The 13,137-nt window shown below is 75.5% G+C and carries 14 protein-coding genes; 8 read left to right on the plus strand and 6 right to left on the minus strand.

Features of this window, described 5'->3' with window-relative positions:
- The first annotated feature begins 2 nt into the window (after nt 1–2).
- Nucleotides 3–677, plus strand: coding sequence for a response regulator transcription factor (locus KJS59_RS03275; RefSeq protein ID WP_213450713.1), 675 nt, complete (start codon nt 3–5; stop codon nt 675–677).
- A gap of 176 nt (nt 678–853) precedes the next feature.
- Here KJS59_RS03275 and KJS59_RS03280 read toward each other — a convergent pair whose 3' ends face one another.
- From KJS59_RS03280 to KJS59_RS03305, 6 genes are all read right to left on the minus strand, one after another.
- The gene (locus tag KJS59_RS03280) at nt 854–1,300 is read right to left on the minus strand and encodes a DUF4395 domain-containing protein (protein WP_249713829.1); all 447 of its coding nucleotides are present in this window, start codon (nt 1,298–1,300) and stop codon (nt 854–856) included.
- Nucleotides 1,297–1,794 (minus strand): TlpA family protein disulfide reductase, encoded by a 498-nt coding sequence (locus KJS59_RS03285; RefSeq protein WP_213450714.1) that lies wholly within the window; start codon nt 1,792–1,794, stop codon nt 1,297–1,299. Before KJS59_RS03285 ends, KJS59_RS03280 begins: the two co-directional genes overlap by 4 nt.
- Nucleotides 1,795–2,012: 218 nt before the next feature.
- Nucleotides 2,013–3,158 (minus strand): glycosyltransferase family 4 protein, encoded by a 1,146-nt coding sequence (locus KJS59_RS03290; RefSeq protein ID WP_213450715.1) that lies wholly within the window; start codon nt 3,156–3,158, stop codon nt 2,013–2,015.
- A 2-nt stretch (nt 3,159–3,160) separates the two neighbouring features.
- Nucleotides 3,161–4,489 (minus strand): M48 family metallopeptidase, encoded by a 1,329-nt coding sequence (locus KJS59_RS03295; RefSeq protein WP_213450716.1) that lies wholly within the window; start codon nt 4,487–4,489, stop codon nt 3,161–3,163.
- Nucleotides 4,490–4,596: 107 nt separating this feature from the next.
- On the minus strand, nt 4,597–4,818 hold the full coding sequence (locus tag KJS59_RS03300; RefSeq protein ID WP_213450717.1) for a hypothetical protein: 222 nt from the start codon (nt 4,816–4,818) through the stop codon (nt 4,597–4,599).
- Between the two features lie 75 nt (nt 4,819–4,893).
- On the minus strand, nt 4,894–6,279 hold the full coding sequence (locus KJS59_RS03305) for an NYN domain-containing protein (protein ID WP_213450718.1): 1,386 nt from the start codon (nt 6,277–6,279) through the stop codon (nt 4,894–4,896).
- A gap of 167 nt (nt 6,280–6,446) precedes the next feature.
- Here KJS59_RS03305 and KJS59_RS03310 point away from each other — a divergent pair, with 167 nt between their 5' ends.
- The 7 genes from KJS59_RS03310 (at nt 6,447) to KJS59_RS03340 (ending at nt 13,118) form a co-directional block, all read left to right on the plus strand.
- On the plus strand, nt 6,447–6,878 hold the full coding sequence (locus tag KJS59_RS03310) for a GNAT family N-acetyltransferase (protein WP_213450719.1): 432 nt from the start codon (nt 6,447–6,449) through the stop codon (nt 6,876–6,878).
- Nucleotides 6,879–6,915: 37 nt separating this feature from the next.
- Nucleotides 6,916–8,649, plus strand: coding sequence for a DEDD exonuclease domain-containing protein (locus KJS59_RS03315; RefSeq protein WP_213450720.1), 1,734 nt, complete (start codon nt 6,916–6,918; stop codon nt 8,647–8,649).
- Between the two features lie 97 nt (nt 8,650–8,746).
- Nucleotides 8,747–10,543: a RelA/SpoT family protein gene (locus KJS59_RS03320; protein WP_213450721.1), complete on the plus strand. Its 1,797-nt coding sequence runs from the start codon at nt 8,747–8,749 to the stop codon at nt 10,541–10,543.
- A 37-nt stretch (nt 10,544–10,580) separates the two neighbouring features.
- A complete protein-coding gene (locus KJS59_RS03325) occupies nt 10,581–11,102 on the plus strand; it encodes an NUDIX hydrolase (RefSeq protein ID WP_213450722.1) in 522 nt (173 codons plus the stop codon).
- A complete protein-coding gene (locus KJS59_RS03330; RefSeq protein ID WP_213450779.1) occupies nt 11,102–11,938 on the plus strand; it encodes a sugar phosphate nucleotidyltransferase in 837 nt (278 codons plus the stop codon). Before KJS59_RS03325 ends, KJS59_RS03330 begins: the two co-directional genes overlap by 1 nt.
- Nucleotides 11,939–11,975: 37 nt before the next feature.
- Entirely contained in the window at nt 11,976–12,263 is a 288-nt protein-coding gene (locus tag KJS59_RS03335; protein WP_213450723.1) for an Lrp/AsnC family transcriptional regulator, read from the plus strand.
- A gap of 6 nt (nt 12,264–12,269) precedes the next feature.
- Complete coding sequence (locus KJS59_RS03340; RefSeq protein WP_213450724.1) at nt 12,270–13,118, plus strand: alpha/beta hydrolase family protein; 849 nt, start codon at nt 12,270–12,272, stop codon at nt 13,116–13,118.
- Nucleotides 13,119–13,137 lie beyond the last annotated feature (19 nt).

Genomic DNA, 13,137 nt, shown 5'->3' on the forward strand with positions numbered 1-13,137 from the left:
GCATGACAACCCCCAGCCCCGTCCCGGCCGGCGGCCGGACCAAGGTTCTGCTCGTCGACGACCACGACCTGATCCGCAAGGGCCTTCGCCACGCGTTCGAGCGGGATCGCCAGTTCGAGGTGGTGGGCGAGGCCGCGACCGCGGCCGAGGCGGTCCGCCAGGCCGGCGCCCTCCAGCCCGATGTGGTCATCATGGACCTGCGGCTGCCCGACGGCAGCGGCCTGGAGGCGACCCGGGCGCTACGCAAGAACAGCGCCACGATGGGCATCGTCGTGCTCACCATGTACGCCGGCGACGACCAGTTGTTCGGCGCCCTCGAGGCCGGCGCCAGCGCGTTCGTGCCGAAGACCGCCCCCGCCGACGAGGTCGTGGCCGCCGCCCGGCACGCCGCCTCGGCGCCCAGCGCGTTCACCGCGGCCGACCTGGCCGAGGCGATGAAGCGCCGGCTCGCCCCGCAGGGCCCGCAACTGTCTCCCCGCGAGGGCCAGGTCCTGCGCCTGCTCGCGGACGGGATGAGCGTCGCCGGCATCGCCAAGCAGCTGTTCGTCAGCGAGTCCACCGCCAAGACGCACATCTCCAAGCTGTACGAGAAGCTGGGCGCCGCCAACCGGGCGCAGGCGCTGATGACCGCGCTGCGGCTGGGCCTGCTCGAGGCGCCCGACGCGCCGAAGTTCTGACGCCCGCGCCCCGACCGGCCCCTTCTCCGGCGGGGCCGCCGCGCGGCGCCAGTGGCGGCGAGGCGCGCGGCACGGCGCGTCGGTACCACGATTCACGAGTCGCCGCCCGGCGCGGCGCCGGCGGCCGCCTGGACCGCGCTACCGGGTGACCGGACGGCTCGTTCGTGCCCGACGGGTTAGCGGGCGACCCGGGCGGCCATCGGGCGGCCGGTGACGCGGCGGAACACCAGGTACGCCTCGCAGCCGAGGCACAGCCCGAACGCCGCGTTGAGGAACGCCGCCGCGAGCGCCAGCGCGGCGGCGACCAGGCCGAGCAGCGCCGCGCCGGTCAGGTAGCCGGCCGCGGCGACCAGGGTGAACGCCAGGCCGGCGAGCTGGGCGAAGCGCACCGGCTCGACCGGTTCCAGCTCGGCCGGCGGGGCCAGCCGCGGCGCGATGACGGCCCGGTAGAGCAGGGCGTACGGGTTCAGTCGCGGGTGGACGGACGCGACCGCGAACACCGCCGCCTGGGCCAGGGCCAGCCAGCCCGAGCCGGTCAGCAGGACGGCCACGAGCACGGCGGCCGTGACCGCGGCGGCGAAGCGTGGGCCGCGCGGGTCGAGCAGCGAGCGGGACGGGGTCACCGCGCCACCTCCGGTTCCTCCGTGGGCGCGGCCAGCAGGGGGGCCACCGCCGCGATCAGCTGCGCCTTCGTGGGCTGGCCGGTGGCCCGGCCGGCGATCCGGCCGGCCGCGTCGACGACGAGCACCGTGGGCGTACACCAGATCTCCAGCGCCCGCACCGCCTCCAGGTGGGACTCCGCGTCCACCTCGACGTGCCGCACGCCGTCGAGCAGCGCGCTCACCTCGCCGCACAACCGCCGGGTGGCCCGACAGGGCGCGCAGAACGCGGACGAGAACTGGAGCAGCGTCGCGGGGATGCCGGCCTCGACGCCCAGCGCGCGCAACAGCGCCGAACCATCGTCGCTCGCGTCATCGTTCGCGGACCGGGCGGGAAGCTCCGCGCCGCCGGCCGAACGGAAGGCGCCGTCGCGGCGGCGGCGCCACAGGCCGTACACGGTGCTGCCGACGAGGACCACCGCGCCCACGGCGCCGCCGGCCAGGGGACTGGGGTCCATGCCTCAAACCTGGCATACACGACGATGAAGCGCCAGCCGAGGCGACGGGTGCGGCGCGTCACAGGGGGCCGCTCCCGATGCCGAGCCAGGGTGCGGTGCGTGGGCGGTTGGTTTTGCGGCCCGCCGTGCCCGTCGCGACACGCGTGGGGCAGATCTTGGTACCGATCTGCCCCCTAATCGGCGTGTCTTTACCAAGATCTCCACAGGCCGTCCGAGCCCTACCCGCGCGGTGGGCCCTCCGTGGGGGTGGTGAGCAGGGTGCGCATGCGGGCCGCCTGGGTGTCCCAGCGCCATTCGCGCTCGACCCACGCCCGGCCGGCCGCGCCCATGCGCCGGGCCAGGTCCCGGTCCGCGAGCAGGGTCGCCACCCGGTTGGCGATCCGGGCGACGTCCCGGCCGTTGACCACGTAGCCGGTCTCGCCGTCGCGGACGGCGTCCGGTGCGCCGCCGGAGTCGCCCACCACCACGGGCAGCCCGGTCGCGGACGCCTCCAGGTACACGATGCCGAGGCCCTCCACGTCCAGGCCACGGTTGCGGGTGCGGCACGGCATCGCGTACACATCGCCGGCCGCGAAGTGGGCGGGCAGTTCCTCCCACGGGACGGTGCCGGTGAACACCACGTCCCGTTCCATGCCGGTCTGGCGGGCGAGGGCGCGGAGCTTGTCCCGGTACGGGCCGCCGCTGACCAGCAGCAGCGCCGCGCCGGGCACCCGGCGGCGGATCTCCGGCAGCGCACGGATCAGCGCGTCCTGCCCCTTGCGGGGGACCAGCCGGGAGACGCACACCACCACCGGCCGGTCGGACAGCCCGTACCGGGCGCGGACGGCGGAACCGTCGACGCCCGGGTGGTAGGCGTCGGTGTCCACACCGGGGACCAGGCGCTCCAGTGTGGTCAGCCCGTGCATGACCCGGCCGAGCCGGACCCGGAAGTACTCGCCGAGGTAGGTGACCACGTCCGTGTCGCGGGCGATGCGGCGCAGCAGCGACCGGGCGCCGGGCAGGCTGGCCCAGCCGGCCTCGTGCCCGTGGGTCTGCGCGACCGCCCGGGCGATCCCGGACCGCCGCCGCAGCCCGCCCGCGAGCAGCCCGAGCGGCGCCGCCGCACCGAACCACACGGTGTCGCAGTCGTAGGCGCGGGCCAGTTCGGCGGCCCGGCGCGCCACCCGCGGGGTGGGCAGCAGCACGCCGGTCTGCTCCCGGACCACCTCGAACGGCTGCTCGGCGTCGAACTTCCCGGCGCCCCGCCAGGTGGACGCGTACACCACCACCGAGCCGGAGGGCTGCCGGACCGCGAGGTTGTGCACGAACGACTGGATGCCGCCGGGCCGGGGTGGGAAGTCGTTGGTGACCAGCAGGGTACGCACGCTCAGCGCTCCCCGCGCGCGTACGCGGCGGCCGCCGCCATCCGCTCGACCGCGGTGGGGTGGGAGCCGAACAGTGCCTGCTCCCAGGCGGGCGGGTCGGGGTCGCCGAGGTTGACCAGGGACAGCCGCCGCTGCATGGCGGTGAACGTGGCCGGGTCGCGGGTCAGCGCCAGTGCGTGCGCGTCGGCGCGGGCCTCGATGCGGCGCGACACGAGGCTCTGCGCCGGGCCCATGACCAGCCCGGCGACCGCACCGACGGCGAGCAGCAGCCCGATGGCGCGCGGGTCGCCGAAGCCGCCCGGCCCGGTGGCCCCGCCGGCCACCCCGCCGCCGGCCACCGTATCGGCACCGCCACCGCCGGCCGCCGGAACGCCGGCCAGGCGTAACAGGCCGTCCCAGGCGCCGAGCAGGTAGAGCGCGGCCACGCCGGCCGCGGCGCCCAGCGCGCCGAGCAGCGTGCCGGTCAGCACGTCCCCGTCCTTGGCGTGGCCCAGTTCGTGCGCGACCACCGAGGCGACCTCCTCCGGCGGCGCCTCGCGCAGCAGCGTGTCGTAGACGACGATCCGTCGGGTGGGGCCGAGCCCGGAGACGTACGCGTTCACCGCGCGGGTGCGCCGGGACGCGTCCGCGACCAGGACGTCCTTCACCGGGACGCCGTCCCGGGCGGCCAGCGCCATCAGCTGCTCCCGCTGCGCGCCGGACGCCATCGGCGTGAACTTGTTGAACACCGGTTCGACCAGCACCGGCAGCACGAAGGACAGCAGCACCACCAGTAGGAACGCTCCCGCCGCACCCCACGCCCACCACCACCGGGGCACGTACCGGGTGACCGCGAAGAACGCGAGCAGCACGACGGCACCGAGTACCGCGCTCACCGCGGCGGACTTGAGCACGTCCGCCGTCCAGCCGCCCCAGCTCTGCGTGGACAGCCCGTACCGGACCAGGATCGTGTGCCGCCACGCCGCGAACGGCAGGGTGACCAGCCCGCCGGCGAAGACCACCAGCAGCCCGCCGAGCACGGCACGGGCGACCCAGTGGCCGCCGAACGGGCGCCCGGCCTGCGTGACCAGCCACGCGCCCAGCGGGGTGAGGCCGATGACCAGCGCCACGACGAGCCCGACCGCCATCGACGCGTACCCGGGCCAGCGCAGTTCGGCGTGGAACGCCCGGGCCCGCTCCACCCGGTCGGCGGGCAGTTGGGCGAGCGCGGCGAGCTGGTCGGCGCGGGGCGCCGGCGGCCGGTGCCACGGGATCAGCACCGCGGCGCCCACGGCGAGCGCCACGAGCAGCGCGGCAAGCGTCACGGCCGCCCACAGCCGAGGGGTCGTCATCCGCGCCGCTCCTCCCGATCCGCCGGACGCCCATCCTAGGGCCTGGCGCGACGCGGTACCGGCGCGAGGCGAAGGCCGGGACTCGGCCGGTCGCGGACCGGCGGCGGTTACGCCACGTGGCGCCGGCGCCGGCGCGGCCGGGGGACGGCCGGCGCCCCCGCCACCGCCAGCACCTCGACGTCGAAGCCGGCGCGGGCCAGCACCTCGATCGCGGCTCGCTCCGGTGCGGTCAGGTCCAAGATCTCCCGCGGCGTGTCCAGCAGGGCGCTCACCAGGCAGTCTCCGCAGGCGGCGCCGCGCACGGTACAGGTGTCGCAGTCGACGAGCATCGCTCCTCCTCGCGGTGCGGTTGACAACCAACCACCGTCGGTGACCATCACGCTAAGCGAGGGGTACGACAGAAATCAGGCGCGGGCGAGGCGGCGCAGCAGCGAATCCGCCCCGAGGGGGTAGGCACCGTGCCGGCGCACCCCGTCGGCGACCTCCCGGTCGGAGGAGATGACCACCACCGGGCGCCCCGGCGGCTCGGCCCGGACCAGGCGCCGGATCAGCTCGTCCGCCGTCTCGCCCTTGTGGGAGAACAGCACCCGGACGCCGCGCGGCGCCGGCGGCAGCCCCGGCACCCGCTCGGCGCCGTCGAAGACCACCGTGACCTCGGCGCGGGTCTGCGCGGCGATGCCGCCCAGGCCGGTGATCAGCCGGCTGCGCTGCCGCTCCAGCGAGATCTCCGGAAAGCCGCGCTTGGTGACGTTGTACCCGTCCACGACCAGGTGCGCCTTGGGCAGCGCGAGCAACTGGTCCAGGCGGGCGGGGTCGTCCGCGTCGAGGGCCCGGGCCCGGGCGCCCGCCTGGCCCGGCGCCGCCGCGGTCTGCGCGACGTGGTCCGCCGGCAGCCTGTCCGCCGGCTCCAGGGCCAGCTCGCGGCGCAGCCCGACCGCCGCCTGCCCGATCGTCTCCAGCAGCAGCCACAGCCGGGCGTCGTCCTGCGCGCGGGCCTCCTTCGCGGACTGCCGGGCGCCGCTGGCCGCGTCCTCGGCGTCGGCCAGCCGCGCCCGCAGCCGGCGCACCTCGGCGTCGTGGTCCGCCGCCGCGCGGGTCGCCCGGCCCTTCTCCGTGGCCAGCAGCTCGGTGGCCCGCCGCTGCGCCGTCTGGGCCTCGCGCAGCCGCTTGGCCAGCACCCGCACCTCCTCGCGGAGGCTGCCCAGCTCCTCGCGGCCGCGGGCCAGCTCGTCCCGCAGCTTCTCGGCCTCCACCCGGGCCACCGCCCGGTCGTGTTCGGCCCGCGCCACCCGGTGCTCCGCGTCCCGCAGCTGGTCGGCCACCGCGGCGCTGTCCTGCTCCGCACGCACCGCCTCCCCGGCCGCCGCGACCAACTGCCGCCACCCCGCCGGGCGTGCCAGATACGCCAGCGCGCCCACCTCGACCGGGTCGGCCGCCGCCGGCGCCGTGCCCGCCAGGAGCGCGCTGCCCAGCTCGCCGGCCTCCGCGAGGGCCCGGTTGGCGACCCGCTGCCGGAAGGTCGGGTCGCTGGCCAGCTGGGTGGCGATCGGTCCGGCGCCGAGGCGGGCCCGCCGGTTCGGGGCGAACTTCGCCACCCGCCGCAGCACGGCGGGGACCTCCTCCAGGGGCAGGACGCTCATCGCCGCGGCGGCGAGCCCAACGATCCGCTGCCGCACCGCCTCGGGCAGGATCGGCTCGGGCTCGAACTCGGCGAGCAGCTCCTCGGGCAGCTCACCGGCGCCCCCGGCCCCGGCCGGGGGCCGGTCGTCTGGGTACGCCGGCACGGACATGCGCCAAGTGTCGCACCGCGGGCCCCGCAACGCCCTGTCTGTTATGCCGATCTTTTATGCCGATCTTTCCGGTCGGACTCCTCTTGCCGAACCGGGGCACCGTCAAGTTGATCGAGGGACGTTGATGACGACGCCGGCCGCCCGGTGCCGCTGTAGCATCGGCAGGCGTGACTGGAGCGGTGGTCGTGCGGGCCGGGACGGCGGCCGACGCCGGCACCCTGGCCGCGCTGTTCCGGCAGCTGGGGCACCCCGTGACCGGCGAGGACGTCCGCGCGCAGTTGGCCGGGATGACCCCGGACCGGGATCGTGTCCTGGTCGCCGAGCGGGCCGGCGTCGCGCTCGGCGCCGTGGTGGTCTCCAGCACCCCGTTCCCGCACGAGGGCCACGCCCGCGCCCGGATCACCGCGCTGGTCGTCGACGAGGGCGAGCGCGGCAGCGGCGTCGGGGCTGTTCTGCTGCGCGCCGCCGAGCGGGTCGGCCGGGAGCTGGGCTGCGCCGTCCTGGAGCTGACGACCGGTGCCGAGCGCTCCGGCGCCCACCGGTTCTACGAGCGCGAGGGGTACACCAGCCACTCGGTGCGGTACCACCGGCCCCTCTGAACGAACTTTGTCGTACCCGTGCCCTACCGTCCCGCGGGTGGTCGAACAGCCGTTTGTGCAGGGCACCATCGACACGCTGCTGGACGACCCGGCGGCGCTGTCGCTGCGCCGGACGACGTTCGTGGTGGTGGACCTGGAGACGACCGGCGGCGCGCCGGACGGCGGCGGGATCACCGAGATCGGCGCGGTGAAGGTGCGCGGTGGCGAGGAGCTGGGGGTCCTCGCCACGCTGGTCAACCCGGGCGCCCCGATCCCGCCGTTCGTCACCGTGCTGACCGGCATCACGCAGGCGATGGTGGCGCCCGCCCCGCCGATCGAGGAGGTGCTCCCCAGCTTCCTGGAGTTCATCCGCAACGCGGTCCTGGTCGCCCACAACGCGCCGTACGACGTGGGGTTCCTGAAGGCGGCGTGCGCGAAGTTCGGCTACCCCTGGCCGAACCCGACGGTGCTCGACACGGTGGCGCTGGCCCGCCGGGCGCTGACCCGGGAGGAGGTCCCCAACCGCAAGCTCGGCACCCTCGCCGCCTACTTCCGCACCTCCCGCCAGCCGTCGCACCGGGCCCGGGCCGACGCGGAGGCCACCGTGGACGTGTTGCACGCGCTGATCGCGCGGCTCGGGTCGTACCGGGTGCACACGCTGGGGGATGCGGTGGAGTTCGCCCGGGCGGTGTGCCCGGAGCAGCGGCGCAAGCGGCACCTGGCCGAGGGGTTGCCGCACGTGCCGGGGGTGTACGTGTTCCGGGCCGCCGACGGGCGCCCGCTGTACGTGGGCACGTCGGGGGACATCGCCACCCGGGTGCGCAGCTACTTCACCGCGGCGGAGAAGCGGGCGCGGATGAGCGAGATGATCGCCGCCGCCGAGCGGGTCGAGGCGGTGGAGTGCGCGCACGCGCTGGAGGCGGAGGTGCGGGAGCTGCGGCTGATCGCGGCGCACGCACCGCCGTACAACCGGCGGTCGAAGTACCCCGAACGGGTGGTCTGGCTGAAGCTGACGGCCGAGGCGTACCCCCGGCTGTCCACGGTCCGCACGCTGGCCGAGGACGGCGCGGCCTACCTCGGGCCGTTCGGGTCGCGGCGGGCGGCGGAGCAGGCGGCCGCCGCGGCGCACGACGCGCTGCCGCTGCGGCAGTGCACGCACAAGCTCTCCACCCGGGTGACGACGCCGGCCTGCGCGCTGGCCGAGTTGGGGCGCTGCCCCGCGCCGTGCGAGCACCGGATCTCGGTGGAGGAGTACCACGCGCGGGCGGCGGTCCCGTTCCGGGACGCGACCGTGGGCGACCCGGGCCCGCTGGTCGAGGCGCTCATGGCGCGCCTGGAGACGCTGTCCGCCGCCCGGCGGTACGAGGAGGCGGCGGTGCTGCGGGGCCGGCTCGCGGCCCTGCTCAGGGCGGCGATCCGGATGCAGCGGCTGGCGGCGCTCACCGCCCTGGCGGTGGTGGAGGCGGCGCGGCGCACGGCGGATGGCGGCTGGGAGATCGCGGTGGTCCGGCACGGTCGGCTGGCCGGCGCCGCGACGGCGGCGCCCGGGATCCCGCCCCGCCCGGTGCTGGACGCCGTGCGGGCCACGGCCGAGACGGTGCTGCCCGGACCGGGTCCGGTGCCGAGCGCCTCGCCGGCCGAGACCGAGCGGATCCTCGCCTGGTTGGAGCGCCCCGAGACGCGGCTGGTGACCACATCGGGCGGTTGGGCGTCGCCGGTGCGGGGCGCCGGGCGGTTCCGCGAACTGCTCACGCGCGCCGAAAGCGCCCCATCCGCCACAGGTGTCCCATGACTCGCCCGAACGCCCATACGCAACTGACCGATCGGACCAGGGTCTCCTCATTTAGGCTAGACGGATAGCCAGGACTCGGCCGGTGAGGGGGTGACCAGTGGACCTCGACGCCGGTCGAGACGCGGCCATCGGACGGCCGCTGTCCCGCCGGGCCGAGGTGAACCTCACCCGCCGGCTGCGTTCCTGGCTCTCCGCCTGGAGCGGCCCCGAGGACGATCCGGTCACGACGCTGGTCCGCACCCACCGCGCGGTGCACTCCTCCGCCGACGCGGCGACGCTGCGCCGCGGGTACGCGATCGCGGAGAGCGCGCACCGGGGCCAGATGCGCAAGAGCGGCGACCCGTACATCACCCACCCGCTGGCGGTCGCCCAGATCCTCGCCGAACTCGGCATGGACACCATCACGCTGGTCGCGGCGCTGCTGCACGACACGGTCGAGGACACCGACTACACGCTCCAGGCGCTCGAGGACGACTTCGGCCCGGAGGTGGCGCTGCTGGTCGACGGCGTCACCAAGTTCGACAAGGTCTTCTACGGCGCCGACGCCGAGGCGGAGACGATCCGCAAGATGATCCTCGCGGCCGGCAAGGACGTCCGGGTGCTGATCATCAAGTTGGCCGACCGGCTGCACAACATGCGCACGCTGGACGCCCGGTCGGCGAAGTCCCGGGCCCGGATCGCGGGCGCGACGCTGGACGTGCTGGTGCCGCTCTGCGACCGGCTGGGTGTGCAGGCGCTCAAGCGGGAACTGGAGGACGCGGTCCTGTTCCACCTGGAGCCGGAGGCGTACCAGCACATCGACGGCCACGTACGCGTCCACGGCGGCTGGGTGACCTACCTGTCCACGGTGGTCGGGCAGGCCAGGGCGGCGCTGCGCCGCAACAAGGTGGCCGGCGACGTGGTCCCCCGCCCCCGGCACTACTACTCGATCTGGAAGGACACCGTCGCCGGCGGCTACCCCGAGCCGTACGACCCGCCCCGGGTGGTGATCGTGGTGGACGGTCCGGACACCGACTGCTACGCCGCCCTCGGCGCGGTGCACGGGCTGTGGCGCCCGGTGGCGGGCCGGTTCAAGGACTTCATCGCCTCCCCCAAGAACAACCTCTACCGCTCGCTGCACACCACGGTGATCGGCCCGGACGACCGCTCGGTCGAGGTGCTGATCCGCACCGAGGGCATGCACCGCGCCGCCGAGTACGGGATCGCGGTGAACTTCCGGTTCCCGAAGCTGGCGGAGCGGGACGACCGCGCCGCCGCCGACCAGTTGGCCTGGCTGCGGCGGGTACTCGACTGGGAGCAGGAGACCCCGGACCCGGCGCAGTTCCTCGAGTCGCTGCGCTGCGACCTGGCGGAGACGCAGATCCAGGTGTTCTGCGACGGCAACGCGGTGGTGCTGCCGTCCGGATCGACCCCGGTGGACCTGGCCTACGAACTGGGCCGGGAGGTCGGCGACCACTGCGTCGCGGCGCGGATCAACGGGCGGCTGGCGCCGCTGTCGTCCACCCTGGCCGAGGGCGACGTGGTGGACATCTTCGCCACCGACGACCGGCCCAGCGAGTTCGACCTGGACGCGGAGCCGCCCGGCCCGCGCCGGGAGTGGTTGGGCTTCGTCAAGTCCCCGCACGCGCAGATGCAGATCAACCGGTTCTTCGCCGAGCGGCAGGCGCCGGGCATGACGATCGCGGACAAGGTGCGCCTGGGCCGGGCGGCGATCGGGCTGGCGCTGCGCCGGCACAGCCGGGGCCTAGCCAGCGATCTGCCGCTGCGCCGGCTCGCCGAGGAACTGGGCTACCCGGACCTGGAGACGATGCTGGTGGCGGTCTTCGATCGCAAGCTCGCCCCGGACACGGTGGTCGAACAGCTCATCACGCTGGTGGACCAGCGACCGGAGTGACCAACCACGCCAGCCGGCGCACCGTTAGCCTGACGGGATGACCCCGAGCCGCTCCGCCCTCCGACTCGCCGTCTACAGCATCTTCTACCGGCTGCCACCGCGCACCCGCAGGTTCCTCGTGCGCCAGCTGACCCAGAAGTTCATCGTGGGTGCGGTGGTGCTGGTCCGGGATTCGGAGGCCGAGGGGTCGGGCCGGCTGTTGCTGCTGCGCCAGCCGCCGAACCGGGGCTGGTCGCTGCCGGCCGGGCTGCTGCGCCGGCGGGAGGAGCCGGTCGTCGGCGGCGCCCGCGAACTGGCCGAGGAGACCGGCATCCGGCTGCGGCCGGAGGAGCTGCGCCCGGCCACCCCGAGCGCGATCGTCCACACGCAGGGCTGGGTGGACGTGGTGTTCGAGGCGCGCGTGCCGGCGTCCACGACGGATCTGCGGGTGGACGGTGCCGAGGTGCTGGAGGCCGCCTGGCACCCGCTGGACGACCTGCCCCGGCTCTCCCGCCCGACCGCGTACCTGCTCGGCCGGTACGGCATCGGGCCGCAGGCTCCGGAACCCGCCGCCCCGTGATGGACCACCCCGTGCCGGACCTGTGCGCGATCGTGCTCGCGGCCGGGGAGGGCACCCGCCTGCGTCCGCTGACGGCGCGGCTGCCCAAGGCGCTGTGCCCGGTCGGCAACGTCCCGCTGCTGGATCTGGCCCTCGCCCGGGTCGCCGCGCTCGGCGCCTCCGAGGTGGCCGTCAACGCCGCGTACCTGGGCGACCTGGTCGCGGCGCACGTCGACGAGCGGACGGCGGGCCGGGTGCACGTCTCGTACGAGGCGGATGGGCCGCTGGGCACCTCGGGCGGCGTCGGCCGGCTGCGGGAGTGGGTCGGCGGCCGGCCGGTCCTGGTGGCCAACGCGGACGCCTACCTGGCCGGGGGCAGCGTGACCGATCTGCTGCGCGGCTGGGACGGCGAGGGCGTCCGCCTGCTGGGGGTGCGGGGCGGGCGGCAGGAGTTCGGGCCGTACCAGTTCGCCGGCGTCTCGCTGCTGCCCTGGCGGTATGTGCGCCGCCTGACCGACGAGCACGCGGAACTGGTCAGCACCGTGTGGCGCCCGGCCGAGCGGGCGGGCGGGCTGAGCGTGGTCGAGTACGCCGGCACGTTCATCGACACCGGCACCCCGCGCGACTACCTCCGCGCCAACCTGCACGCCGCCGGGGGCGGCAGCCTGATCGCCGACGGCGCCGACGTCACCGGCCCGGTCGAGCGCTGCGTGATCGGCGCGGGCGCGGTCGTGCGCGGCAGCGTCACGGCCAGCGTGGTCTGGCCCGGCGCGGTGGTGGCGCCCGGCGAGCGGCTGACCGGCGCCGTCCGTGCCGGGACCGACCTCACGGTCGCCGCGGCGGAGGGCCTAGCATGAGACGCGTTTCCCGCCATCGACGCCGAGGAGCCCACCGGTGATCACCGCGATCGTCCTCATCGACTGCGCCGCCGACCGGATCCCCGAGGTCGCCGAGGCGCTGGTCGCCCTGCCCGGGGTGAGCGAGGTGTACTCGGTCACCGGCACCGTGGACCTGATCGCGATGGTCCGGGTCCGGCAGTTCGAGCAGATCGCCGAGGTGATCGCGGGCGGCATCTCCAAGGTCCCGGGGGTGCTCGGCACCGACTCGCACGTGGCCTTCCAGACCTACTCGAAGCACGACCTGGATGAGGCGTTCGCCATCGGACTGGCCGAGGCGGACTGACCCACCGTGCCGGAGTTCGTCGAGCGCGGCGCCGACCGCGTCGCGCTGCACCACTACCCGGAACCGGAGGGCGTGGCGGGGGCACCGGTCGCCGTCCTGTGGCCCGCCATGGGGGTCCCGGCCCGCTACTACCGGCCCTTCGCGGAACAGTTGCGCGCCGCCGGCCTCGCCGTCGTCGTCGCCGACCTGCGCGGTACCGGCGCCAGCACGCCGCCGCCCGGGCGCCGCTCGCGGTACGGGTACCCGGAACTGGTGGCGGACGTGGCCGCCGTGCAGGCGGCGCTGGCCGGGCGGCTGGCCGGCCGCCGGGTCCTGCTGGTCGGCCACTCGCTCGGCGGGCAGGCGTGCCTCATGCACCTCGCCACCTCCGGCGACGGCGGCCCCGGCGACCCGACCGTGGACGGGCTGGTGCTGGTGGGCGTCGGCCTGCCCCACTGGCGCCTGTACCGGGGGGTGAACCGGTACGGCGTCCGGCTGTCGATCGGCGCCATCCGGGCGGCGTCCGCGGTGTTGGGCGTGTGGCCCGGCTGGGGCTTCGGTGGACGCCAGGCCCGCGGCGTCATCCGCGACTGGTCGTACACCGCCCGCACGGGCCGCTTCCCCCGGCTCGGGGAGACCGACCCGGAGGCGGGTCTCGCCGGCGTGACCGTGCCGGTGCTCGCGGTCGACATCGAGGGCGACGGCCTCACCCCGGCCGCGGTGCTGGACCACCTGTGCGCCAAGCTGCCCAACGCGCGGGTCAAACGCGAGACCTACACGCGGGCCGAGGCCGGTGCACCGCTGGACCATTTCCGCTGGGCCAGGGCCGCCGGCCCGCTCGCCACGCGCATCGCCGCCTTCGCCACGGCCCTGTAACCCGACCTACCCGCGTGGG

Source organism: Rhizomonospora bruguierae (assembly GCF_018397995.1).
Lineage (GTDB): Bacteria > Actinomycetota > Actinomycetes > Mycobacteriales > Micromonosporaceae > Rhizomonospora > Rhizomonospora bruguierae.